Below are 25,208 nucleotides of genomic sequence, written 5' to 3'. Positions count from 1 at the left end.
AAGGCTGGCCAAGGCAGGGCCTGCTACTGTCAATCGGGAACTGGCTTGTTTGAGGCACATGTTCAACAAGGCTATTGAATGGGGATATGTAGCGACCAATCCTATGAAAGGCGTAAGGCTTCTCAAGGAGCCTCCGGGAAGAGTCAGATTTCTACAACCGGAAGAGGTCCAACGGCTCCTGCAAAACTGCGCCCTGCACGTCAGATCAATAGTGATTACTGCTCTCCACACGGGAATGAGGAGGTCGGAAATATTGAATCTCAGGTGGAAAGATATAGATTTCCCCACTAAGACAATAACAGTTGAAAACACGAAGAACAACGAACGCAGAGTAATCCCGATAAATGATGTCCTTCATTATGCGCTCAACATCTCGCCGCGACACATCATGAGTGATTTCGTCTTCTGCAACAGGGATGGAAGGCCCTTCGCAAAGGTTCAGAAAGGATTCAAGGCAGCCTTACGCAGGGCAGAAATTGAGGACTTCAGGTTCCATGACCTTCGCCACACGTTTGCTTCTTATCTTGTGATGAGCGGGGTCGATTTGAGGACAGTTCAGGAGCTCCTGGGTCACAAGACGATGAGAATGACCATGAAATACTCACATCTGTCAAAAGCTCATCTACAGAATGCTGTTGATTCTCTGACTACGATTTGGCACAAATTTGGCACAGGGCGGAAAATCAGAGGCATTGGGACTCGTGGAAGTCCTTGAAAACAAAAAAGTTGCCGAGGTAGCTCAGTCGGTAGAGCACGGGACTGAAAATCCCGGTGTCCGCAGTTCGATTCTGCGCCTCGGCACCACTTAAAACCAAATTCTAAATCCGAAATCCTAAATCCTGAACAATATCTAATGACCAAAATTCAAATGTCCTAAACGGGGTGTTTTGAGATTAGGTATTAGAATTTTGAGATTGTTTAGAATTTAGATATTCGATATTAGGATTTGTTGTGATATAAATCCTAAATCCCAAATTCAAGACAGGGTTTTGTTTTGAATTTCGACAAGCAGCATGCGCGTTCCCAGCGGACTCTTCGCGACATTCAATTCTTCTTCACCCAGATTGCCACGGCTCGCCCTTCGATTGATTCAGGACGCCTTGCAATGACTTTTTGTTTGTGCTGGGGCAAGCGTGGCAGGTTTCGTAGTTAGTAACCTGTAATTCCCGCAAGGGAAAGGAGGAGACATGAAGAGGCTTTCGGGCGCATTGGCTGTGGCCCTTTTGATGTTTGCATCCACTGGATTCGGAGTAGAGATGCTAGAGATTAGTGCTGAGAGGGCAAACGTCAGGAGCGGGCCCGGGACAAAGCACGACATCGTGACCAGTCTATCCGAGGGCGATCGATACGAGGTTCTGGGCCAGAAGGGGGAATGGGTTCAAATAATGTATCTCGTCGGTGTGAAGGGCTGGGTTCATGGCGAACTTGGAGATATAGTATTCACGGAGGAGAGGCGACCTAAGGTGGTCAAGCAGTTCGAAGCAGGAGAAATCCTGGTACTGCCGAAGAGACAGCTTGGCGATTTGTCAGCCGGCATGGTGGAATTTGGTGGCGGAATGCTCATGAACTTCAGCGGCATGTTCATGACCTTTGGGGGGATGCAGCCAGCTCCAGCCTCGGATGGAGGGTACTTCATCCATCTCGAACCTACTTTTGGGTATTTTGCCACGGAACAGATAGAGCTAACAGGCACGATCGGTTTGATGAGCTGGGGCGATGACGGATACTCGACCAAGGCCCTTACCCTGGTTGGCAGCGTCCTGGAGCACTTTGAGACCGGATCACCTACCGTACCCTATGGGTTATTGGGGCTCGGATTTGTGAACTTCTCGACGTCCTTCAATGGATACGACGACAGCGAAAGTGGACTGCTCCTGAGGTTTGGAGGCGGAGGCAGAATTTTCGTGACTGACACGTGGAACATAAGAGCCGAAGTCCGGTTCGAAAAGATATTCATAGAAAACGTAGACCTCACAGCAAATGTCGCATTTTACATAACCGGGCTGAAGACACCCTAATCCGAAAATACGAAAATAGAAAATCGAAGATCGAAAATAAAGTCAAAAACACGAAAATCCGAAATTCCCGGCCCCAACCGCCACACTCCCGACGAAATTACGAAATTGAAACCCGGGAAGCCACAGGATTCTGGGAGTCGAAGGATCTGCTTGAGAGAGATTGCTTCGCCACCTTAGGTGGCTCGCAATGACACTTTTCTTTCTGTCGGGTGGTAGGAAAATCGGGGAAAAGCAGATTCGGAGTTTTTCCTGAGTGAAGTCAGACCAGGCCACGAAGGGCGTAGTCTGGCGAAGACTGGGCGAAGGAGGGTTGCCGCGTCCATTTCGTTTCTAATCTTATGGTTGATGCTCGGGAGGAATTTGCAAACACGACGCAGGGAGACATTCCAAATTGCAGAAGAGGTGGCGAAAGTGAACAGGTCGGTACCCGTTCACATCGTACAGAGGCAATTTGCCCCATGTCGTTTCACACTGGGTCGTTATTCCCCGCAACGGCACACCTTCCGTGCGTGACCACCAAAGGCATTACATTACGGGACTTAAAGTTACGCCCCTGGACCTGAGGCCAGTTGGCCGGCACAAATCTTGCGATATTCGGATGTAGAATCTGAATAGTATGTGCACCTGGAGAACTGCCTCCTGGTCCGGCAGATGAGGGACATCGTCTTGCAGTGGCTCTCACATACCTTGGCTCGAATGGCCGGTCGCACGTCAAGGTTTGCTGGATCGCAGAGTTGACGCCGTCACGGGATTGACCTATAATCCTCCTTGGCCGGCGGTCATGGATTCCTGGGGCGTACCTCGACTCGGAAGGAGTGATAGCGAACGGAAGCAAAGCGCTTCGATGGAATCTTCGGATCTCTATTGGGTAGATAGCCCCACCATTTGCGCACAGAGAGGTGCAAAACTGTTCAGGATCTTTTGTGTCAGGCTTTGGCTCATATCAGGTCTCCTCGTATCTGCGCTTGCATCGACAGTGTCTAAGAGCGCAGTGGCGAGCGAACTGAGTGCCAGCAGCGGCCTCGAGTGGCAGCGTACTGACCAGGCCAATCCTGGCTACACCACCCGGGGTAGCGACTTCATATATGTGCTGGGAGGAGAGATCAAACTGAAAGGACGTCTCCTGAACAGGTCAAAGGCTGAGGTCCGTCTTGGCGGAGAAGCGAACTTCTATTCAGAATTTCAAGACAACAACAACCAGCGCTATTTCGCCAGAATCCGCTCCTCGGCCGGCAGAACATCTCTCCAACTGAAGTACGAGTTCATTCCCAAACGCCTCTACTTCCCCAGTTCAACTGGCGACGCCACCTACTCCAGACACCTCGCGGGGGTTCAACTGTCTCAAGAGCTCTCCGAAGACTGGGAAGCGTCATTTGCCTACGAGGTAAGGTTGGAGGATTTCGTACAAATTCACGACCATAGGGATAACAAAACAGACATTCTCGAGCTTGAACTCGAATATGAATCAGGTCGTCTGCTGCGACCCTGCATGGGCTTCGAGTGGCGAAATAGGAAGGCAGAGGATGATAACTATGATTTCAGAGCCCAACGTATTGCCTTCTCCCTCAGGTCTCAACTCGCCCCTCGACTTGGCCTTGAACTGGGTTACCAGGTCGGCGATAGGAGGTACTTAACGCCACATCTGGAGAACTCGAACTTCGGCAGAATCGATGCAAGGTCGGCTCTGAGAGCCAAAGCGACAATCAAGATCCTGAAAATCCTTGATCTTCTTCTCGGCTACGAACGGAGGGAAAAAGACTCCAGCAGGGAAGAAGAGGAGAGAAGTTACAGAGTGAATACCTTTACTGTTGGATCAAGGCTCACCCTCTAACTGGACGTTGATATGAGCAAGGGCAGAGTTTTTGCCTTCTTGAGCTTTCTGGGAATCCTCTCCCTGCTGGTTGCAGGCGCCTACGCACAGTTGGCCGACAGTCCCTGGCCAATGTTTCATCACGATATGAAACACACAGGCCACAGCCCCTACGGGGCCTATTCTCAGCCCTACATCAAGTGGGCCTATCAGACGCTGGACACCATCTACCACTCTTCTCCGGCTATCGGTTCTGACGGGACCATCTACATCGGTTCAAGGGACGAGTTTCTCTACGCTGTGAATCATGACGGCACGCTCAAATGGCGCTACGATGTTCCTGCCAAATTGAAGTACAGTTCGCCGGCGGTCTCCTCTGACGCAACCATTTACATTGGCTGCGACGACAGAAACCTGTACGCCTTTAATTCAGACAGCACCCTCAAGTGGACGTGGCCCACTGGCGGCGCAGTCCGCTCCTCACCTGCTATCGGCCCGGACGGGACCATCTATGTGGGCTCGCTCGACTCATGTCTCTATGCCATTAACGCAAATGGGACACTGAAATGGGTATTCCCAACCGGCGGCCCCATTTTCTCCTCACCGGCACTGGGGCCGGACGGGACAATCTACGTGGGATCTGAGGACTCTCACCTGTATGCGATTAGACCCGACGGGAGTGAGAGGTGGAAGATGCTCACAGGAGGACCTATACGATACACCTCACCTGTCATAGGCCCAGACGGGACAGTTTATGCTGGGTCAAACGACAGTCTAATATACGCGATAGACCCGACGGTCCCACAGATCAAGTGGAGATATCCGACCGTACACAGAATCTACTCTACGCCGGCAGTCGGTTCTGATGGCACCATATACATTGGGCTTGGAGTCAGGCTGGAGGCTATAGATTCCGCCGGTAACCAGACCTGGAAATACAGTACTGGTGGGACAGTCCGCGGATCTCCTGCGCTCGACTCGGCTGGGGTAGTATATATTGGCTCCGAAGACTCCACCTTCTACGCTATCTACCCCGGTGGGTCTCTCAAGTGGAGTATCCGGGTGGGCGGTTCAATCCGCTCCTCACCAGCCATAGACTCAACAGGCACCATCTACTTCGGCTCCTGGGACGGAAAGCTCTATGCCATAGGGACGAGCCCTGTGGGGATAGACGAGGAGCCTGATTTCGATTTTTCAGTCTCCAGCTTGCGATTGTACCAGAACTCCCCCAACCCCTTCATCCGCACCACGACGGTTCGCTACACTCTTCCAGATGCCCGACGCACAACTTTGTCCGTCTACGATCTGGCTGGCAGACTGTTGATGACCCTTGTGGACAGAACTGTGGGACCGGGCCATCACTCAACTACCTGGGATGGCAAGGACTCATCTGGCAGGAAAGTCGCCGCAGGAGTCTACTTATGTAAACTGACCGCAGGAAACTCTAGCTTCACCCGGAAGCTGGTGCTTCTGGAATGAGAGGAGACGATGCTCATGAAGCTGACAAGACGATTTCATCCCGGACTGGCGTATCTGGCTGCAGCCTTTCTGTTTCTCTCCTCAGGCTGCAGCAACAATCCCACGGAACCCCAGCCGACACCATCGGTAGAGGGGAGTGTGGTGAAGTATTCACAGCCATTCGTAGGAACGACAGTCAGTCTCTACAACGATGAGAACTACACCCTTCTCGACACAACCATCACCGATCAGAGCGGGGACTACAGGTTCTACGATGTCCCCCACGGCCGCTGGTTGGTCAAAACAGTATCTGAGGTCCCTGATGAGTTCGGCTATGTGAGATACATATTCTCCCTCAACCCTGACACCCCGGAAGTGGTCGTTCCTACTATGGACGTCTCCACTCACGGACTCAGTCTACTCGAGCCTGGAGAGGGCGACTCGGTGCCAACCCCTGATCCCTTCAATCTCCTCGATTTCGTCTGGTCCGCTTATCAGAACCAGATAGAGTGGAACAACACGAGACTCTATAGTGAGTACGACAGCCTCATCTGGTCTTCGACGAAGAATTCGGACACTATTGCTACCTTTGATGGTGTTATGAACGAGGGGGGCTCTTCAGGGAGCCCTGTTCAGCCAGGCACGTATGAGTGGAGGGTCAAGCTCAAGTTTCCGAACTCCACAAAAGCGGCAACAAGGAAGAGAATGGTCATTTTCCAGTAGGAGATGGACATCGATCATGATAAACAGGCCAGATAGACCGAGTCTCAAGATACTTCTCTACGGCCACGACACATATGGCCTGGGACACATACGCAGAAACACAGCTGTTGGTGCCAGATTGGTAAAGGATTTTGAGAGCAGCTGCGCTCTACTTCTGACCGGATCTCCCCTTGCCCACTGTTTCTTCCTCCCCGGAAAATTCGACTATGTGAAGATCCCCAGTGTGACCAAGGACATCTCAGGGGAGTATAAGTCCCGCCATCTCCGTCTCACCCTGAAGGAGATAACCTCTCTTCGGGAGGCAATTATCCGTCAAACTGCGGCCAATTTCAGGCCGGACGTGTTCATCGTCGACCATTCACCTGCCGGTATGACGGATGAGATAAGAAGGACTCTCTTCATGGTCAAAAGGACGTTACCGGATACGAAAATCATTTTGGGGTTGCGAGACATCATAGACGAAGGACCTAAAATTCGAAGGATTTGGGCTAAGCAGCAAATATACACTCTTCTGGAGAAGGTCTACGACCTCGTAATAGTCTACGGCTGCCAGTCCATCTGCGATGTAGTATCTGAATATGGCATCGCCAGCAGCGCAAGAACGAAGGTCAAGTATGCGGGATACATATCCAGGGAGGATCCAATTCGACCAAAGGATGAGGTACGAAAAGAACTCGGTATGAAGACCAGCCGCCTGGTACTGGTGGCCATAGGAGGTGGAGAAGACGGTCTTCCTGTAATCCAAAACTATCTGAAAGGGCTCGCCCACTTCAAAGGGCATTTTCTCTACGATACCCTCATTGTGACCGGGCCATTCATGAGCAGGGAGGACCGGTCCCGACTTGTGCCTTTACTCGACCCGGACTGGCCGGTCAAAGTGATAGACTTTACCTCTGACTTCCTCAGTTACATCAATGCAGCCGATCTTGTCGTCTCCATGGGCGGCTACAACACAGTGTGCGAGATTCTATCTTTAAGAAAGCCGTCCATAATAATCCCAAGAGTTTTCCCTCGACTGGAACAACTTCTCAGGGCTGAGAGAATGGAGAGGTTGGGTTTGATCAAGATGATTCATCCCGAGTCACTGACTCCAGAGGTGCTGAGAAGAGAAGTCTTATCCAGCATGGAGGGTTTTGAGGTGCCAAGCGGCACTATAGAGATGGATGGTCTTGCGAAGGTGAGTAGGTTGGTACAGGAACTTTTGTGTTCCTCAAGGATTCAGACTCTTCATAAGGTGGGCCAAGGATGGTAGACAAAAAACCATCTTCCAAGATAGGATATGTTCTGAAGATGTATCCACGGTTTTCCGAAACCTTCATCGTGAACGAAATCCTGGAGCTGGAGAGAAGGGGTATGGATATCCATATCTTTTCGCTGAAGAGGCCAAAAATAGGGCGGTTCCACACCAGGGTGACGCAGGTGAGGGCAGAGGCCACATACCTCACCCTCCGCGGATCGGCACCCGTTCTCAGAGTGCATCGGCGTCTCCTCCTCAAATTCAGAGGCAGGTATCTGAGAGCGCTCTTGAGCGCGCTCTCTAGGAGAAAGAGGTCCGCTCTGACCAGGTTCCTTCAGGCTGGTCTTCTGGTTGACCAACTGCACCAGACCGGAGTTGCCCATCTCCACGCCCATTTTGCGAGCACCGCAACCCGAGTGGCGATGTTCGCCCATCTAATATCTGGCATCCCCTACAGCTTCACCGCTCACGCCAAGGATATATTCCTGAACAACCTCGACTCCAGGCTCCTCAAACAGAAGATATCCCTTGCCGACTTTGTAGTAACTGTGAGCCATTTCAATAAGAGCTATCTGACTGGCCTCTGCGGCGAGGTTGTGAAACAGAAGGTGCGCGTGGTTTATAACGGCATTGACCTCACTGTCTTTCGTCCCAACCACAGAGCAGAAAGGGAGGAATCACACATCCTGGGCGTGGGGCGTTTGGTGGAAAAGAAAGGGTTCACCTACCTGGTGGAGGCGTGCAGAATATTGAGGGAGTGGGGCGTCGACTTCAGATGTGAGATAGTTGGATACGGCCCAGAAAGGCCTCTCCTGAAGAGCCTCATCGAAAGGTACGGCCTGGGAGATGCGGTCTCGCTGAAGAAGGCTGAGCGGCATTCGGAGCTGGTGCAGAGGCTTAGAAAAGCAACCGTCTTCGCCCTACCCTGTGTGGTTGCAGAAGACGGAAACAAGGACGCTCTTCCAACCGTTCTGTTGGAGTCGATGGCTGTAGGCCTGCCTGTTATCTCAACTGATCTCACTGGCATTCCCGAGATCATAGACGACGGGAAGACCGGCCTCGTAGTCCCCCAGAATGACGCACTGGCGCTGGCAGATGCGCTAAAGAAACTGCTTTCCGACGCCCAACTTCGAGCACGCCTGGCTGTGGAAGCAAGAAAGAAAGTAGAAAGACAGTTTGAGGTGAGCCGGAACGCCGGTGTGGTCTATGAACTTCTGCTCGATAGTCTCCGCAGAAGGGGCCAATCTTCGGAACCATTGAAGCCAACGGCAGCTCCTTCACTCACACCCGAAGGAAAACCGGGGTTGAGGGTGATCTATGTTTGCGCGGACATGGGGATACCACTCCTCGGCTCGAAGGGTTCTTCCGTCCATGTGAGAGAGTTTGTTCGTGCACTGAGAGAGCGTGGCAACCAGGTTGAGATTGTAGTGGCCAGGTTGGGAGAGGGAGATAAGTTGGGATATGATATACCTGTGTGGGAGCTCACACCTGAAGAGATGGCCTTGAGAGTCGCCTCTACTACACGGAGTATGGGTGACAGAGAGAATCTGCCACACGAGTTCTACTGTCTGCAGATGAACAGCTCCCTCAGAAGGAAGCTGAAGGGGCTCTTGAAGAGACAGAAGTGGGATGTGATCTATGAGCGGTATTCCCTCTGGAGCTTCGTGGGCGCTCAATTAGCACAGAACTGGGGTATCCCCTATCTTCTTGAGGTTAACTCCCCTCTTCCCACGGAGCAGGAGGTCTATCGCGGCATGGACCTTTCTGTGCTTGCCCATGCGATTGAGAAAGAACTTTTCACGGCTGCTGATGGGCTTTTTGCAGTTTCAGAGGAACTCCGCAGATATGCCATTGACAGAGGAGCATCCCGGCAGAGAACATTCGTCATTCCCAACGGGGTTGACCCTCGGGTCTTCGACCCAGACATTGACGGCGGCTATGTCAGAGAAAAGTTGAATATCGGCAAGGACGACTTCGTTGTGGGTTTCGTGGGGAGTATCAAGCCGTGGCACGGCATAGACATACTTGTGGACGCATTCCGGGAGCTCTCCCTCACCAGGCTGAACTGGAGGCTCCTGATAGTTGGCGATGGTCCTCTGAGAGACTGGACTCAAAAGTATCTCAAGAAGAACTGCCTGGAAGATAGAGCTGTGCTGGCCGGGAAAGTTCCCCACCATCTTGTACCAACATACATAGCATCTATGGACGTGACTGTTGCCCCATATCCACCAATGGATGATTTCTACTTTTCTCCCCTCAAGATCTTCGAGTATGCTGCGATGGCAAAACCGATAGTAGCGAGCGCGCAGGGGCAACCATCGGACGTGATTGAGAATCACGAGACAGGGTTGCTATACGCCCCCGGCGACAGAAAAGGGCTCATGGACTGCCTAACCCTTTTGAGTCGCAATAAGGAACTCCGGCTCGAGCTTGGACAGAGGGCCCGCAAAATGGTTCTGGAGAGGCATTCCTGGGATGGGAAGGTCAAGAGGGTGGTTGAGATAGCCTCCATGCTTGGCGAGAGGCAGTCTCCTCAGCTCTACAAGATCCTCGGCCATCCTGCCCCGCCCATCTCTCCAGCGCAACGGTGAGGACGAATGGCTTTGCTGAAGCTCAGAATTGGAGCAGCGACTACGGAGGCCCGCCTGAAGGACCTGAGGCGCATCTACTCCTACTTTGGCACTCATCTCAGGCCATACTACGGTAAGTTTTCCGTGGCACTGGCCTGTACCTTTGGGGTGATCCTCATGAATCTCCTTCGCCCCTGGCCGATAAAGGTCGTCTTCGATTATGTCCTGTTTGATGGAGAGAAACCTTTCAGACTGGGTCCTATTGTTGTACCGCTTGACGTCCTCACAGGTTCCAAGGTGAAGGTTCTTACAATCGCCTGTTCTGCGATCATAGGTATCGCAATCCTGAGTGGAATCCTGAACTACTTTCAGACATGGCTTGTGGCCAGCAGTGGACAGGGCGTCGTCTTCGCCATAAGGCGTAGGCTGTTCAGACACCTTCAAAATCTCTCCCTCTCCTTTCACGACAAGAGCAGGTCCGGAGACCTTCTCATGAGGTTGACCGGGGACATAAATATGCTCAAGGAGATGTTGGTCGCCTCAGTGCTGACCTTTCTGAGCAGCTTCCTGATTCTGTTCGGAATGATCGCCATCATGTTCTGGATGGACTGGGGCCTGACTCTCGCCGCACTGAGTGTCGTCCCCTTTCTCTTCCTGGCTGTCTTCCGAATCTCTGGTGAGATAGGACGCGCTTCGAGGAGGCAGCGTAAGAAAGAGAGCGCCCTGGCCACGATAGCCCACGAGGCGATGAGCTCCATAAAATTGGTGCAGAGCTTCGCTCGACAGGAACTTGAAAACGTGCGGTTCAAGAAGTACAGCCGGAAGAGCTTCAAGACCGGGCTGAGGGCCACCAGGCTGGAGGCTCAGCTTTACAGGGCTGTCGAAATTATCCTCGCCTTCGGCACCTGTTTCGTCATATGGTTCGGCGTGAGGAAGGTGCTTGGAGGGGCCTTGACTCCAGGCGATCTCATAGTCTTCATGGCCTACCTGCGCCAGATGTACAGGCCGATACGGGACATCTCCAAGCTTACAAAAAGAGTGGCGAAGGCTATGGCGTGTGGTGAGAGGGTGATCGAGGTGCTGGAGGTGGAGCCCAAGATAAGGGATTCGAAACACGCGGTCGAGGCACCCAGATTCCGGGGTGCCATATCCTTCAAGAACGTGAATTTCTCCTATGAGCCGGAAAAGTCCGCACTCAAAAATGTCAGCTTCTCTATCAAGCCGGGCCAGTTTGTGGCCATTGTGGGGCCTACAGGTGCAGGGAAGTCGACCATTGTCGGCCTCATATTGCGGCTCCACGACCCGCAGGAGGGAAGGATTCGCATTGATGGGGACAACATACGGCACTACAAACTTGAGTCTTTGAGGGAGCAGATCGGAATAGTTCTTCAGGAGCCAATTCTCTTTGGATTCAGCATCAGGGAGAACATAGCATACGGAAAGCCTGATGCCTCGATAGAAGAGATTATCTCCGCAGCAGGTCAGGCGAATGCCCACGAGTTCATAGCCAGGCTGCCTGATGGATATGAGACGATACTGGGGGAACGTGGCGCAACCCTCTCGGTCGGCCAGAGACAGAGGATTTCCATAGCGCGAGCCATCATCAAAGATGCGCCCATACTCATCCTGGACGAGCCTTCGATGGGGCTCGATCCGGAGACGGACATGAAGGTTAGAGAAGCGATAGGCCGCCTTGCAAAGGGAAGGACGATTCTTGTCATAGCCCACAGACTCTCCACGGTTCATCAGGCAGATCAAATCCTCTTGCTGGACCATGGGGAGCTGGTCGAAAAGGGTACGCACAATGAGCTCCTTGAGAGGAGCGACCTTTACAACCGCCTTTATAAGATGCAGTTCACAGAGGAAGGCCTTGGATCTGTCTCCAGTCAGTCTTCCAACCCGGGCACATAAGCATGGCCTCTCTCTTCCCAAAGATAGATGACCCGGCCATCAGTTCTCTCCGCATTGCCTCAGACAAGGAGGCCATGACTCAGCTCTTCAAAGAGACCATGCCGGGAGTTCAGAACCATATGCGAGATCTGGAAATCAGTTCAGCCCGGGTTGTGAAACACAGGCCGGGCCGGCGCTGTACCATATTGTATGATTTGAGTCAAGGACGGCGGCAGGTATATGTGAAGATATACTACAATAAGAGGGGAAAAGGCATACTTAACAAGATGAGAAAGCTAAGAAAGGCCTGCTCAAAAGCGCTCTTAATTCCTGAGGCTTTCGCCTACCTCCCCGAGCACAGGATGCTACTCATCGAAGGAATTAATGGTACCCCACTCTCTCAGCTTCAAGGCTCGGCTCTCAACTCCTGGGTCAGGCGTGCAGCAGAAGCCCTGGCGTACTTCCATAACTGCGATGCAAACATGACAAAGGTCTGGACTCTGAGGGATGAGATTGCAGTTCTCTGCAAAAGGATACAGATATTGGCTGTGAACAAGCCGAAGGCCATGCCAACAGTCTTGGAACTTGTGACCCTCCTCTGGGCAAGCGAGCCAGATGCAAACATACCGGTCCGCCCGATACATCGCGACTTCTACCCCGGACAGGTGATTGCGCTTGGGGACAGGGCCGCCTTCGTGGATCTGGATGATTCTGCGTTGGGCGATCCTGCCATTGACGTCGGCAACTTCCTGGCCCACTTGAAGCTACTATCATTCGAGCGTCATTCTGATCCAGGGGCTCTCGCCCGTGAAAGAGACATTTTCTTGAAGTGCTATCTGGAGTCAGCGATCAATATGCAAATGGGAAGGATAGTCTTCTTCGAAGCGTCCACTCTCCTCCGGCTGGCAAGCCTCGCGTCGGACCACCCCGACAGGACCGAGCAAACGCAGGCCATGCTTTGCCAGGCAGTCGAACTCCTCTCCTCAGATCCCCTCACCAAAGAGTAGACAGCCCGGCCCGGGGTCAGACCTTACATTTTTGAAATCTCCTCCGTATACTATTTGTAGGGACGGAGTGCTAACCCCGGTGTAAACTACAGAAGCCAAAGTGAGAAATGCGTGGTCAGGAGATTCTTCGTCTGCGGCTCCCCTCGACTATCGCCCGACTACGTCGTTCCTGACTTCCCCACTTCGCTCTTCCAAGCTCCGTGGGACTGCGCGACGGGCTACGTCTCCAGAGGCGAACACGAAAATCGAAAACGAAATAGGGCCACCCCATTGAAGATGACCCGAGGTATATTTCGTCTTTAGCGTGAGCGAAGGATCTCCTTGAGAGAGATTGCTTCGCCACCTTAGGTGGCTCGCAATCACACTTTTCTTTCTGTCGGGTGGTAGGAGAGTGGCGGAAAAGCAGATTCGGAGTTTATCCTGAGTGAAGTCAGACTAGGCCACAAAGAGCGTAGTCTGGGGAAGCCGAAGGGCAAAAAGCAAATTCCCCCCTTCCCCGCCGTCGAAATAGGGTTGTGGTGCCCAAGCAATTCAATGGGCGCGGAAACCGCGCCCCTGCACCGGGGGGAGAAGGGTAACCGTTTTCCTTCTTCGTTCTTTGTACTCTGTCCTCCGTACTTTGTACTTCGTTAAGGGGTTCTTGACAGGGCGTGGGCAGGGGGTATAATGTCGGGTTGCTATGTCCGAGGATAGATACAGCGGGATAAGGCTGATTGACTGGATTGGTGATTCTGGCCGCGAGATGATCAAGAAATCGTCCTGCACTATTATAGGATGCGGTGCCTTGGGGTGTGCTTCTTCAAATCTTCTGGTCAGGTTCGGCTTCGGTTCTCTAAAGATTGTGGACAGAGATTTCGTTGAGCTTCCAAATCTGGAAAGACAGATACTCTTCGACGAAAATGACGCCAGAATGATGAAGCCAAAGGCAATAGCAGCGGCAGAGAAGCTGTCAAGTGTGAACTCAGAGGTGAGAGTGAACGGAGTAGTGACAGACGTAAATTCAGGTAACATAGATAAGATACTTGCTGATTGCGATCTGGTGGTTGACGGCACCGACAATCTGGAAACGAGGTATCTCATAAACGATACATGTGTGAAACACAAAATACCCTGGGTACACGGGGCGTGCCTCTCTTCATCAGGGATGAGCTTCAATATCTTGCCAGGTGGGCCCTGTTTCAGATGCATGTATGCTGTTGCCCCGGAGCTTGGACGGACTCCAACGTGCGAAACTGAAGGGATACTCACCTCAGTGCCACAGCTTGTGGGCGCTATACAGGCCACCGAAGCAGTGAAGATCATATGCAAGAGCGAAAACATATCCAGGCGGCTCATACATGTCGATCTCGCAGCCGGCACATTTGAAGCAATAGCAGTTGAACGATCCGAGAGCTGTCCTGCGTGCGTCAAAGGCCATTTTGAGTATCTCGGAAAAGAAAGGACAAGTTCTGCAGTCAGTCTATGCGGAAGGAATTCCGTGCAGATAGTCCCGGCCAACGAAACAACAGTTGACCTCAAGGCCCTGGAGAAAAAATTGAAAACTGTGGGAGATGTCTCACATATGGGCTATCTCCTGAACTTCAAGAAAGAAGGCCACGAGCTTGTTGTCTTCCCTGACGGAAGAGCAATTGTCAGAGGCACTTCTGATATCGGCCTGGCAAAGAGTCTTTACTCAAGATATATTGGAAACTAAAAGGGGGATAGTATGCCAGAAAAGCGGATATTCGCTCCTGTAAGTGAGAAAGATGTCACAAGAGCGATAGTTGAGCGGTTCTCAAAACAGTTCAGTGAGTACGTGGAATCTGACTGCGTAATAGTCGGCGGCGGTCCCGCAGGCCTGATGGCAGGAAAGGATATTGCCACCAAGGGAAAGAAGGTTCTGATAATTGAAAGAAACAACTACATTGGGGGAGGATTCTGGATAGGCGGCTATCTCATGAATAAGATTACTGTCAGGGATCCTGGTCAGGAGGTTTTGGATGAGCTAGGCATCCCCTACGAAGAAGCCACAAAGGGCCTCTATGTCACAGACGGTCCGCATGCGTGCTCCAAATTGATTGCCGCGACATGCGATGCGGGCGCGAAATTCGCAAACATGACTGTGTTCGAGGACGTTGTCCTGAGAGAGAAGAACGCGGTCGCGGGAGTCGTTGTGAACTGGACACCTGTTGAGGCGCTCCCCAGGCAGATAACGTGCGTTGACCCTGTCGCGCTGGAGAGCAAGATAGTGCTCGATGCAACAGGCCATGACGCGTGTGTGGTAAAGAAGCTTGAGGAAAGAGGGCTGGTGAAGACAAAAGGATTCGGGGCAATGTGGGTCGAAAGGTCTGAAGATATGGTGGTTGAGTATACAAGCCAGATTCATCCTGGACTTGTGGTTTGCGGCATGGCGACATCAACGACCTTTGGCCTCCCGAGAATGGGCCCGACCTTTGGTGGTATGCTCTTGTCCGGGAGAAGGGCAGCCGAAATCATACTTGAGAAACTGACTTGAAACCACGAGATTACACGAGATTAACACGGATTCAAACCATATCCTCATGGCTGAACACAAACCAAAAGAATAATCTTGTGATAATCTGCGAAATCTGTGGTTACAAGAGCTTGGCCTTAAAGCGCAACACTTGAAACCACGAGGCTGCGAAATTGAAACCCAACAGGACTTTGCCACTCTGCGGTTCTCTGGGTTTAGATTCTCCAATTTCCATTTTCGAAGGTGCAGGGTGGGTAGGTGGGAATTTCGAAGGTGGGGGGACTGGGTGATGGGAATTTCGTAGTTTCATGTATTAGCTGACAGCTATCTTATAGCTTACGGCTTACAGCTGTTTTCGAGGGGGGTTAAGACAATTCTTTTTGAGCCACGGGATTTCAATGTCAGGCTGTATGATGGCCTAAGGGGCGAGGGTATCGATGCCTCGAGGCTGGCAGGCTATCTGCTGGCCACATTCGGTACAGATGTGAACATGAAGGACGAATTCTGGTCTACTCATTTGGACAAAAAAGAGAACCTGGCACTTGAACTTGCAACCATCAGGGTTCTGCATCCCACCAAGAATGAGCTGAACGATGATCCTCTGGAGGCTGAGATAGATTTTGAGAAAAGAAGGCTTGAGAGAGCTTCGATCAAATCGGGCGGCATATTCTATGATGCTACCAGACTGGTGTCCTTGTACTGGAGATTGATACCAAAAGAAGGCAGAAGAAGCAATGTGTGCCACCTCATACTGACCCGCGAACTCTTTGGCACGTGGGACAGAGATGACCTTAGATGGCATGCCAGAGCAGTGATGCTCGGATATCCCTGTCTTGTTTCCGCAACTGGTCTTGTGGAGGCGCCTGCAAAACCCTCCGAGTACTACCAGAGGAGGAATGCAGGCGTGGATGTCGCGTCACTCAAGGAAGAAATGGGTGAGCATTTCATAGATTATGGCGATGAGAGAATGATCGAAGTACTGAAGGGTTACTGCGCACAAGCGGTATTCTACTCAATGACCAGACAGGCTTTTTGTGATGATCCGGGTTGTCGGCTTTTCAATGCCCACTGGCAGGTCGAGCTGATCTATGCACAGATTGGGGGTCCTTACGAGTTCTGCGAGAAGCACACACGCATGATAGAGAAACTGAAAGCCGGAACCTAATGACCCGAGAAAACAAAACACGAAAATCGAACCCGAGATTAGTTGAGCAGACAAGGGCTCTATTCTTGCGGAAAGGGTGGAACCATTATACTCTGGCCTTCGTCCTTTGTACTTGGGACCTTCTACTTCCCGTGGGGGAAGGGGATGTGCGTGGAGTGTAGGGAGTTAAATTTCTTCTTGACACTTTTGTCTAGAGATGATAGTCTGCACAGGCCAAATACCAAGGGCTTGCAATCAATTCGACGGAGGAGCCTAGAATGAGAAGACTCCCTTTTCTATTCTTTATGTGTATGTTCATTCTCGTGGTTGGATGCCAACAGCAGGATGAACAGCCTGGCCAGCCAGGAGGGACCGGTTTTGTGCCCCCCGAAGACAGAAGAATAAACATTGACCAGTGTGACAGGTACATTGAAGCTGCCAAGTTGTCTCGACTCGCCATTATTAAGTACCAGGTAAAGAGAAAGGAATTCGAGCAAGAATACAAGCTCAGTCCGGATCACAACGAGTTACGGGATACCCTGTACCTGAAGAAACACCCGGAGGTGAAGGCGGACGCCGAGGCCCTTCAGAAGTGGTTTGAGACTCTGATGGATTCTGTGTACGTGAAGGCTGATATCCCTGACGACGAATTCACATGGGTCGGAGGTGCGCTAGGAGATACTATCAACAGGGAAATCCAGAAAAAGGTAGAAGCCAGGCTGAACGCCTTCGAAAAAGGGCTAGAAAAAGAAGGCGAATAAGGACAGTTTGTAGTATAATATAGAGGCGAGGAATCTAACCCAATCCCCGGGGTAAAGCCTCGTCTTTGCCTTTGTTGACAATTTGCACGTGACTTGATATATTTGTCTTAGAAGCACGTAGGAGAAGTCTGCGAGATGGGAGATTTTCAGAATAGCTACGATAGGATTATCCGGCGGCTCAGGGAGTTAGCCTTTTCTCAAGCCAGGCTAGATGCCTGGGGAGGCCTTCTCCTCTCGTTCTCTGCGTTGCCCATCATCTTACTTGCCAGCATGCTGGCTGATCAGGCGCTTGTGCTATCCCAGGCCACCAGGAGAATCGCCTCTTTTCTGGCACCTGCTTGTTTTCTCACCGTATTCGGAATCTACACCATCAAGAAGTTGCTTGAACGGCCCAATCTTGTGGCTGCAGCGGAGAGGGTTGAAGCGCATTTTCCCCAGCTCAAAGCCAGATTGATAAGCACTGTCCAGCTCTGGAACAGAAGGAAGGACTCGAGGGAGGGCTATTCCACCGACCTTATCGAGGCCACTGGACAGGATGCAGCCGAGATCCTCGGCCAGCTCGATTTAAATACCATTCTCAATAGAACCTTTTTGATTCGCTCATACCGCATCCTCGCGTGCTCCATCAGCGCGGCGCTCATCTATTCTCTTCTCTTTCCAGCCAGTTTCTATTACTCCCAGTTAAGATTGACCCACCCTTCTTCTTCATATGGTTCATACATCTCTGTGAGGCCTGGCTCCATGAGGCTTGTGAGAGGATTCGATCTTGAAGTTGATGCTCTAATCTGGGGAAGGTGGCCGCTGCGTGCCCACCTTTTGACAGAAAAGAAGGACACCGAACCAACCAAGCTTAGACTAGAGCGAAGGGGTTCTGGCCATTTCGCCGGCACGCTCTCCGAGGTGAATGAAAGCTTCAGCTACAGGGTTATGGCAAGAGGCGTCATAAGCCCTGACTACCACATCTCTGTCCTGGACAGACCCGCGGTCGTGGGTCTCAAGATGAAATACATATATCCGGCCTACACCCACCTGCCCCCAACAGTTCTGGACGAAGGCGTTGGCGACATCTCCGGACTTGTCGGAACAAAGGTAATTCTGAATGGGAGGAGCAATGTTCCCCTCAGTTACGCTGCAATGTTCATGGACGATTCAACAGTAGTCCTCGGTTCTCTGACAGAAGAAAACAGTTTTCAAATCTCCTGTGATATCAAGAGAGATGGCACCTACCACATACTGATAGAAGACCCAGACGGAAACGAGAACGAAGATCCAATTCACTACAGAATCTCTGCCATTGACGACGAGTATCCAACAGTAAGCATTGTGGAGCCTGGCAGAGATATGAATTTGCCGGGGGACATGATTTTGAGGCTCCTCATTTCGGCTGCCGACGATTTTGGCCTCACCCGATTTTATCTTGTGAGTAAGAAAGGAGAAGAAAAGAAGAAGGTTACTATCGCCAACCTGAGAGGAAGAAGGTCCGAAGCAGAGGTCTCTTTCGATTGGGATTTGTCTGATGCGGGCCTGCTTCCTGGAGATGTTGTCTCCTATCACGTTGAGGTTTTCGATAACGATACCTACTCAGGCCCAAAGAAGTCATCAAGTGAAACCTTCAGAGTCAGGTTCCCAACTCTTGAAGAGATCTACACGGAAGTGTCACAGGAGCAGGATCTTGCAGCTAGAGAGATTGAAGGCATCTTGCCTGAACAGAGGCGGCTGAGGGAAAAACTTGAGGAATTGAGAAAGGAACTTGCTGAACAGAAGAGTCTGAGTTGGGAGGAGAAGCAGTCTGTCGAAGAGGTGATGGAACGGCAAAAGAAACTCGCAGAAAAGGTGGAAGAGGTCGCCAGGGCATTGGATGATGTTCTTGAAAGAATGGAAAGTAGTTTTGTCATAGACCAGGAAATCTTCACCAAAATGCAAAGGATAAGTGAATTGCTGTCTGAAGTCCAAACTGAAGAGATGCGCAAAGCTATGGAGAACCTGAGAGAGGCAATGAAGGAACTGAATCCTGAAGACATAAAGAAGGCGATGAGTGAGCTTTTGATGAATCAAGAGGAACTGAATAGAAGGCTGGAGAGAACTCTGAAGATACTGGAAAGGCTCAAGCAGGAACAGGAGATGAAAAGACTTGCTGAGAAGGCCAGCGAGATAGAGAAGCAGCACAAGGCCCTGAGTGAGGAGACCGAAAAAGGCGGCGATACAGAGAAACTGGCCAAGGAGGAGGAGGAGCTGCGCAAGGAGCTTGAAGAGCTCAAAAAAGACATGGAACGCCTTGCAGAGGAGCTGAAGCAATCTGACACAGAGGTTTCAGAGGCTCTGCAGGAACTATCCCAGAACCTCGAGGCTCAGGACGTGCCCGGCCAGATGCAGCAAGCAAGCCAGATGCTTTCCGGTGGGGAAAGAAAGTCTGCCGCTGCCAAGCAGAAGAAGATTCAGAAACATCTCTCCTCGCTCTCTCAGGGCTTAAAAAGTGCCCAATCGCAGATGATGGCCTCCAGGGCAGAAGAGATTGATGAGGCGATGAAAGCAGCACAGAGTGATCTCCTGAACCTGTCAGATGCACAGGAGGAGTTGAACGAAATGGTTGCCACTCTGGAGAGTTCAACTCAGTCCAGCCCTGCAGTGACCGCGCGTTCTCAGCAGGCACTCAAGGAAGGGGTTAAGAAGGTGGCAGAAAAACTGTCCGAGGCAGCCAAGAAGTCCTTCTTCCTGACGGGTGCCTTAGGCAGACAGCTCGGTGCTGCGATCCGAAACATGGAAGGGTCTGAGCAAGCGCTTGAGTCGGGTGACATGAGAACTGCGAAAAACGCAGGCAGCAGTGCTGTCACTGCTGTGAATAACGCGGTAAAAGAACTGATGAAGTCAAGGAAGTCGCTCGGCTCGTGTTCGTCGGCCGGTGGTCTTTCTCAGGCACTCGAGAAGCTTTCTGGCATGTGCTCTCAGCAGATGGGGATAAACAAGGGAGTCCAATCATTGTTCGCGCTGACTCAAGAAGGTGGAAAACTGAGCCTGCAGGCCAGAGCTCAGATTGCCCGGCTCGCCGCCGAGCAAAGAATGATTTCTGAACAACTCTCTGAGATAGCCAAAGGTTTAGGAGAAGCGGAACAGCTTCTGGGTGATCTGGGTGCTCTCACGCGGGAGACTGAGCAGGCCGCAAAGTCTCTTGAGCGCACTGATGTATCACGAAAACTTGTCGAAAGACAGGAGAGAATTCTTTCCAGACTCCTGGATGCTCAGAGATCTCTGCGCAAGAGAGACTATTCTCCAAAGAGAAAGGCCGAGGTTGGTCAGGACATACCCTGGGTGAAAGGGCCTGGTGCCTTACCCCCAGATCTGGGCGGAAAAGAAAAGATGGCTCAGAAGGACTTGTTGAAGGCACTCAAAGAGGCCTACCCCAAGGAATACGAGAAACTAATCAGAGCCTACTTCAAATCCCTTGCAAAATGAAAAAGCTACTACTCCTTATCGCCGTACTGTTTGTTGCCCTCGAATCCGTGGCAGTGGATCCACAGATACAGAGGGATTTAAACGCAGCGAGGAATCTGGCAAGATCGGGCAAAGAATCCGAAGCCCTGGCGCTATATGAGAAGGCCTTTTATGAGCATCCTGAATATCAAGCCGTATTCCCCTATTTGAGGAATGCATACATGAAGGCCAGGATGTACGACAAGCTTATCGAAGCCTGCACAATTGTTCTGAAGATAAGGCCAAAAGATGTATCCGTACGCCTGGCTCTGGGACAGGCTTGGGCATCCAAGGGAGACAAAGCACGAGCAAAAGAAATCTGGGAGAATGTCATACACACTCACCCTTCCAACCGCAGCTACTACTCCCTTGTTGCCTATGAGCTGACCAGGAACCACATGGATGAGGACGCCATAGATTTATACCTGAGAGGAGAGAAGACTCTGGGGCAACCCCATACTTTTGCAAGAGAGCTTTCCAGGACATACGAGAGAATCGGCGACTACAAGAAGGCGACCGAGGAGCTCTTGAATGTACTTCTGATAAAGCCAAAGGATGCATTCCGGGTGGAGAGAGAATTGAAGAGGCTGATGTCACGCTCCAATCGATCCACAGTCCTTGACATTGTGAAATCAAGGGCAGAAAAGAAATCCAAATGGCCTGTGATTCACAGAATTCTCGGCGACCTCTACTTGCTCGAGGGAGAGTATGACCAGGCTCTGAAGGAGTACGGAATGACGGGTGCAGAAGAGCCTCTCTGGGAGCTTGCGGAAAGGGCAGAGCGGGAAGGTCTTTACGATACTGCACTCCACTCCTATGAGAGTCTTGCGGAGGGCAAAAGCAAATACTCAACAATGGCGTCGTTCAGAATAGGTACAGTGCTTGAGGCCAGCAAGAAGTATGAAGAGGCCATCAATGCCTACAAGAGGTTCATACATGATTTCCCGAGAGATCCTCGCGTCAGCCAGACAAAATACAGAATAGGACTTGTCCGTGTGAATGGTCTGTCCGACCCCCAAGGAGCTCTCCCCTATTTCCAGTCTCTAGCAGATTCCAGAGCCCGAGAGGGGGTTGGACTCGATTCGAAATTCATGATCGCGGACTGCAACCTCAGGCTCGGGAATTTGAGGGCAGCCGCAACTGAGCTTGAAAGTGTGATGGAGGTTGCCCCCTCCAGCCGCGTCTTCTTTCTCCTTGGTGAGATAACATACTTTCAGGGTGACTTTGACAGCGCTCTAGCAATATATGACAAGGTTGCCAATCGGTTTCCAGAGAGCGATTACGTGAATGATGCCCTGTGGCGACATGTTTTCATCAGTGATAACTCAGACAATAGAAAGCATCTCCATAGAATAGCGGGTGCCCAGAGGCTGTTGTATTCGAGAGACTATGATTCTGCTATCAAAGACCTGAAGGCTTTGTTGAGAGATGCGCCCGGCTCATCACTTGCCGACGACTGCATACTTCTTGTGGGAGAAGCGCTGGAAGGGAAGGAAAGCTACAACGAGGCCATCGCAGCCTACAAGGATCTTTTGAACCTGTGCCCTGAGAGCAGACTAAGGCCAGAGGCGAAGACAAGGATTGCCGAACTCTTTGCTGAGAGGCTCAACAACAAGAAGGCAGCAATAGAGGAATTGGAGGAAGTACTGCTCAAGTTCCCCGACTATGTTCTGGCCAGCACGGTCAGGAACAGGATTGAGGAACTGAAAGCGGAGGATCACCCTTAGTTTCCTCAACTGGAGGCCCCTGTTGCGCACGCTCATCTTTTGTCTCTCACTGATCGCAACTGCGCACTTGTGTTGTTCCACTTCTTCAGCTGAAAAAATACTCATCTATATGGACCTGGCTCAGATGGATCATCTAAGGTCATATGGGGTTGCCTATTGGGCCCTCGAACAAGAATGGCCTGTAGAATGGCTTCTGAACTACAGAGGCGGATCCTTTCTTATGGATCAACACCCAGAGATTGAGAAGCGATGCAGAATCGATGGCGTGACCTACACAGTTATTGGCGGTGTTGAAGTAGCCAGGATATACGACCAGATTCAAAACTCTAATATGGATAATATACTGCTGGAGAAGGCTCCGCGCGTTGCGGTCTACATACCGGATAACAAGGAGCCCTGGGACGATGCGGTTACCCTGGCCCTGGAGTATGCGAAAATACCCTACGAGAAGGTCTGGGATGCTGAGGTTCTCAAGGGGAGATTGACCAACTATGACTGGCTTCACCTTCACCACGAAGATTTCACAGGACAGTTCGGAAAGTTCTATGCGAGTTTCAGAAATACAGATTGGTACAAGAAGGATGTTGCAATGAATACCAAGACGGCCCGGAGATTCGGTTTCAAGAAGGTGTCGCAGCTCAAGCACGCGGTTGCTCAGACCATAAAACGGTACGTCGGAAACGGTGGATTCCTGTTCTCCATGTGTTCTGCCACGGACACCTACGACATCGCCCTCGCTGCGGGTAACGTTGACATCGTCGCCTCTGTGTATGACGGCGACCCACCGGACCCGGATTGTGAAAAGAAGCTAGACTATAGCAAGACATTCGTCTTCACTGATTTCAAACTTGTCCTGGACCCTCTCAAGTACGAGCACTCTGACATAGATGTTACATCAACCGCTTCAATCAGGGGCCCGGACACCTACTTCAGCCTGTTTGAATTCAGTGCAAAATACGATCCGGTTCCAACCATGCTCACCCAGGATCATGTCTCGCTCGTCAAGGAGTTTCTCGGACAGAACAGTGGGTTCAACAGGAAAACGATAAAGAAGTCGGTGGTTGTTATGGCAGAGGTCTTGGGCACAGAAGAGATCAAGTACGTGCACGGCAACTTCGGCATGGGGACGTTCACTTTCCTGGGAGGACATGACCCGGAAGATTACCAGCATATGGTTGGCGACCCTCCAACCAGGCTTGAACTCCACAAGAATTCGCCAGGATACAGGCTGATCCTCAACAACATCCTCTTTCCAGCCGCCAAGAAAAAGGAGCAAAAGACTTGAAGTCAGATCCGGCCTGCCTCCCTTGCGCCATTGCGCAGGGGCTGAGGGCGGCACGGGCTGCCACAAGCGACCCTCTCCTTCTCCCCAACGCTGTCTCGGCAGTTCTTGATGCAGCTGCACAATTCGACCTGGAGGACAGTCCAGCTGCAAACGCCACCTGTGCGGTAAAGGCCGTCTGTGAGGCGATTCAGAATCCGGACCCTTACAGAGAGGCCAAAAGAGAGCAGAACAGGCTTGCCCTTAAACTGTACCAGTCTACGAAGAAGGTAGTGGAAGATTCTGCAGACAGGATAGAGACTGCTTTGCTTGTCTCCTGCTTCGGGAATGTAATCGACCTCGGTGCTCAGGACTCTTTCGATCTGGAGAAGGAACTGACCACTCTGTTTGAAAGAGGGTTTGCAAGAAGCGATCTTGCTCAATTCAAGGACAGGCTTGGAACTGCCAGGAGCATACTCCTCGTCGCCGACAACTCTGGAGAGATTGTGTTTGACAAGGCCCTGCTCGAGGAGCTCCCCTCAACTGTGCGTAAGACTATAGCGGTTAAGTCGGGCCCAATCATAAACGACGCGACAGTTGAGGATGCGCTAAAGGTTGGTCTTGACAGAGTTGCCCGGATCATAACTACGGGCAGTGATGATCTGGGTGTTAATCAGGATAGGTGCTCACCCGAGTTTCTTTCTGAACTGGACAAAGCCGATCTTGTTCTGGCCAAGGGACATGCCAACTTCGAAACCCTAAATGAACTGAAGAAAGGCGTTTTTTTCCTGCTGAAAGCGAAGTGCGACATTGTGGCCCGCGAACTCGGCGTGAAAACCGGCTCCCTTGTGTTTGCCCAATACTAAGAACTCTTCGCCCCAAACACTACCTTTGCCCTCATCCCCACTATCGAAATTGCGAAACTGCGAAATTGCCACACCACACACCGCGAGAGGAAGAACCAAGAACGAAAACCCTTCCCGCGCGGGAGATACAAAGTACAGAGGGCAAAGTACAAAGGATAAATCCTATTTGTTTCACCCAGAACCAAGATGGGCGCGGAGACCGCGCCCCTACAAAGTTCTTAAATCCCCGCACCCCAGGGGGTGGCCCGGAATTTTCGAATTTCGAAATATCGCAACACAGAAAGAGAAATGTCATTGCGAGACTCGCGGAGCGAGTCGAAGCAATCTGGCACAAGCAGATCCTTCGCCGGTGGCTCCCTTCGCCTTCGGCTCCCTTCCACTATCGCTCAGAACAAGCAGGATCAACTCCGAATCTGCTGGAAACCAAACACATCCAAGGGGAGAAGAGTATCGATGGGCCTAGGCATTTTGTCAAATGTCAAGTTGAAAATCCTTCGAGTATTCGGAGGGCACCGTCCCCAATGCGACGGCGTAAGTCCTTGGATAACAAGGAGTCACAAGACCTAGAGAATCAGGAAAATGGACGAAATGTCAAATGTCAAGTTGAAAATCCTTCGAGTATTCGGAGGGCACCGTCCCCAAATGACGTGTTCTCGGTTCGATTTTCGAATTTCGAAGGTGTGGGGAGGAACAGGTGGGGAATCTCGCAATTTCGAAATATCGCAACACAGAAAGAGAAATGTCATTGCGAGACTCGCGGAGCGAGTCGAAGCACCCATTAAAAGGCACCTTGTC

General features: G+C 51.4%; 17 protein-coding genes and 1 tRNA gene. All 18 read left to right on the top strand.

The window, feature by feature from the left end; translation table 11 throughout:
- Positions 1-58 precede the first annotated feature (58 nt).
- The 18 genes from E3J62_08255 (at position 59) to E3J62_08170 (ending at position 24,413) form a co-directional block, all read left to right on the top strand.
- Positions 59-715, top strand: coding sequence for a site-specific integrase (locus tag E3J62_08255; protein TET45184.1), 657 nt, complete (start codon positions 59-61; stop codon positions 713-715).
- A 13-nt stretch (positions 716-728) separates the two neighbouring features.
- Positions 729-804, top strand: a tRNA-Phe gene (locus E3J62_08250).
- 383 nt (positions 805-1,187) lie between these two features.
- Complete coding sequence (locus E3J62_08245) at positions 1,188-2,018, top strand: hypothetical protein (protein ID TET45183.1); 831 nt, start codon at positions 1,188-1,190, stop codon at positions 2,016-2,018.
- A gap of 718 nt (positions 2,019-2,736) precedes the next feature.
- Positions 2,737-3,849, top strand: a complete 1,113-nt coding sequence (locus E3J62_08240; GenBank protein ID TET45182.1) for a DUF560 domain-containing protein — start codon at positions 2,737-2,739, stop codon at positions 3,847-3,849.
- A 12-nt stretch (positions 3,850-3,861) separates the two neighbouring features.
- Entirely contained in the window at positions 3,862-5,307 is a 1,446-nt protein-coding gene (locus E3J62_08235) for a T9SS type A sorting domain-containing protein (GenBank protein TET45181.1), read from the top strand.
- A 15-nt stretch (positions 5,308-5,322) separates the two neighbouring features.
- Entirely contained in the window at positions 5,323-6,009 is a 687-nt protein-coding gene (locus tag E3J62_08230) for a hypothetical protein (protein TET45180.1), read from the top strand.
- Entirely contained in the window at positions 5,933-7,261 is a 1,329-nt protein-coding gene (locus E3J62_08225) for a glycosyltransferase (GenBank protein ID TET45179.1), read from the top strand. Before E3J62_08230 ends, E3J62_08225 begins: the two co-directional genes overlap by 77 nt.
- Positions 7,255-9,837, top strand: a complete 2,583-nt coding sequence (locus tag E3J62_08220; protein ID TET45178.1) for a glycosyltransferase — start codon at positions 7,255-7,257, stop codon at positions 9,835-9,837. The genes E3J62_08225 and E3J62_08220 overlap by 7 nt, the downstream gene beginning before the upstream one ends.
- Before the next feature lie 6 nt (positions 9,838-9,843).
- Positions 9,844-11,727: an ABC transporter ATP-binding protein gene (locus E3J62_08215; GenBank protein ID TET45177.1), complete on the top strand. Its 1,884-nt coding sequence runs from the start codon at positions 9,844-9,846 to the stop codon at positions 11,725-11,727.
- Between the two features lie 2 nt (positions 11,728-11,729).
- A complete protein-coding gene (locus tag E3J62_08210; protein ID TET45176.1) occupies positions 11,730-12,713 on the top strand; it encodes an aminoglycoside phosphotransferase family protein in 984 nt (327 codons plus the stop codon).
- 679 nt (positions 12,714-13,392) lie between these two features.
- Positions 13,393-14,406 (top strand): hypothetical protein, encoded by a 1,014-nt coding sequence (locus E3J62_08205; protein ID TET45175.1) that lies wholly within the window; start codon positions 13,393-13,395, stop codon positions 14,404-14,406.
- A gap of 12 nt (positions 14,407-14,418) precedes the next feature.
- Entirely contained in the window at positions 14,419-15,207 is a 789-nt protein-coding gene (locus E3J62_08200) for a thiazole biosynthesis protein (protein TET45174.1), read from the top strand.
- 469 nt (positions 15,208-15,676) lie between these two features.
- Positions 15,677-16,351 carry a hypothetical protein gene (locus E3J62_08195; protein TET45173.1) on the top strand — a complete coding sequence of 225 codons (675 nt, stop codon included), beginning with the start codon at positions 15,677-15,679 and terminating at the stop codon, positions 16,349-16,351.
- A 257-nt stretch (positions 16,352-16,608) separates the two neighbouring features.
- Positions 16,609-17,091 carry a hypothetical protein gene (locus E3J62_08190; GenBank protein ID TET45172.1) on the top strand — a complete coding sequence of 161 codons (483 nt, stop codon included), beginning with the start codon at positions 16,609-16,611 and terminating at the stop codon, positions 17,089-17,091.
- 135 nt (positions 17,092-17,226) lie between these two features.
- Positions 17,227-20,541, top strand: a complete 3,315-nt coding sequence (locus E3J62_08185) for a hypothetical protein (GenBank protein ID TET45171.1) — start codon at positions 17,227-17,229, stop codon at positions 20,539-20,541.
- A complete protein-coding gene (locus E3J62_08180; protein TET45170.1) occupies positions 20,538-22,286 on the top strand; it encodes a tetratricopeptide repeat protein in 1,749 nt (582 codons plus the stop codon). Before E3J62_08185 ends, E3J62_08180 begins: the two co-directional genes overlap by 4 nt.
- 49 nt (positions 22,287-22,335) lie before the next feature.
- A complete protein-coding gene (locus E3J62_08175) occupies positions 22,336-23,571 on the top strand; it encodes an asparagine synthetase B (protein ID TET45185.1) in 1,236 nt (411 codons plus the stop codon).
- Positions 23,508-24,413: a DUF89 family protein gene (locus E3J62_08170; protein ID TET45169.1), complete on the top strand. Its 906-nt coding sequence runs from the start codon at positions 23,508-23,510 to the stop codon at positions 24,411-24,413. Before E3J62_08175 ends, E3J62_08170 begins: the two co-directional genes overlap by 64 nt.
- Positions 24,414-25,208 lie beyond the last annotated feature (795 nt).

The sequence above is a fragment of the candidate division TA06 bacterium genome (assembly GCA_004376575.1).
GTDB lineage: Bacteria > Hydrothermota > DG-26 > E44-bin18 > E44-bin18 > E44-bin18.
The sequence above is the reverse complement of the archived record's forward strand: the minus strand, read 5'-3'. Positions and strand labels throughout refer to the sequence as shown.

What these genes read in the sequence shown, in the direction of transcription:
- E3J62_08255 (TET45184.1), top strand. Translation starts at nt 59, where the DNA reads ATGTTCAACAAGGCTATTGAATGGGGATATGTAGCGACCAATCCTATG.
- E3J62_08185 (TET45171.1), top strand. Translation starts at nt 17,227, where the DNA reads ATGGGAGATTTTCAGAATAGCTACGATAGGATTATCCGGCGGCTCAGG.
- E3J62_08220 (TET45178.1), top strand. Translation starts at nt 7,255, where the DNA reads ATGGTAGACAAAAAACCATCTTCCAAGATAGGATATGTTCTGAAGATG.
- E3J62_08190 (TET45172.1), top strand. Translation starts at nt 16,609, where the DNA reads ATGAGAAGACTCCCTTTTCTATTCTTTATGTGTATGTTCATTCTCGTG.
- E3J62_08225 (TET45179.1), top strand. Translation starts at nt 5,933, where the DNA reads ATGAGTGGAGGGTCAAGCTCAAGTTTCCGAACTCCACAAAAGCGGCAA.
- E3J62_08210 (TET45176.1), top strand. Translation starts at nt 11,730, where the DNA reads ATGGCCTCTCTCTTCCCAAAGATAGATGACCCGGCCATCAGTTCTCTC.
- E3J62_08235 (TET45181.1), top strand. Translation starts at nt 3,862, where the DNA reads ATGAGCAAGGGCAGAGTTTTTGCCTTCTTGAGCTTTCTGGGAATCCTC.
- E3J62_08200 (TET45174.1), top strand. Translation starts at nt 14,419, where the DNA reads ATGCCAGAAAAGCGGATATTCGCTCCTGTAAGTGAGAAAGATGTCACA.
- E3J62_08180 (TET45170.1), top strand. Translation starts at nt 20,538, where the DNA reads ATGAAAAAGCTACTACTCCTTATCGCCGTACTGTTTGTTGCCCTCGAA.
- E3J62_08215 (TET45177.1), top strand. Translation starts at nt 9,844, where the DNA reads ATGGCTTTGCTGAAGCTCAGAATTGGAGCAGCGACTACGGAGGCCCGC.
- E3J62_08230 (TET45180.1), top strand. Translation starts at nt 5,323, where the DNA reads ATGAAGCTGACAAGACGATTTCATCCCGGACTGGCGTATCTGGCTGCA.
- E3J62_08195 (TET45173.1), top strand. Translation starts at nt 15,677, where the DNA reads ATGAAGGACGAATTCTGGTCTACTCATTTGGACAAAAAAGAGAACCTG.
- E3J62_08245 (TET45183.1), top strand. Translation starts at nt 1,188, where the DNA reads ATGAAGAGGCTTTCGGGCGCATTGGCTGTGGCCCTTTTGATGTTTGCA.
- E3J62_08205 (TET45175.1), top strand. Translation starts at nt 13,393, where the DNA reads ATGTCCGAGGATAGATACAGCGGGATAAGGCTGATTGACTGGATTGGT.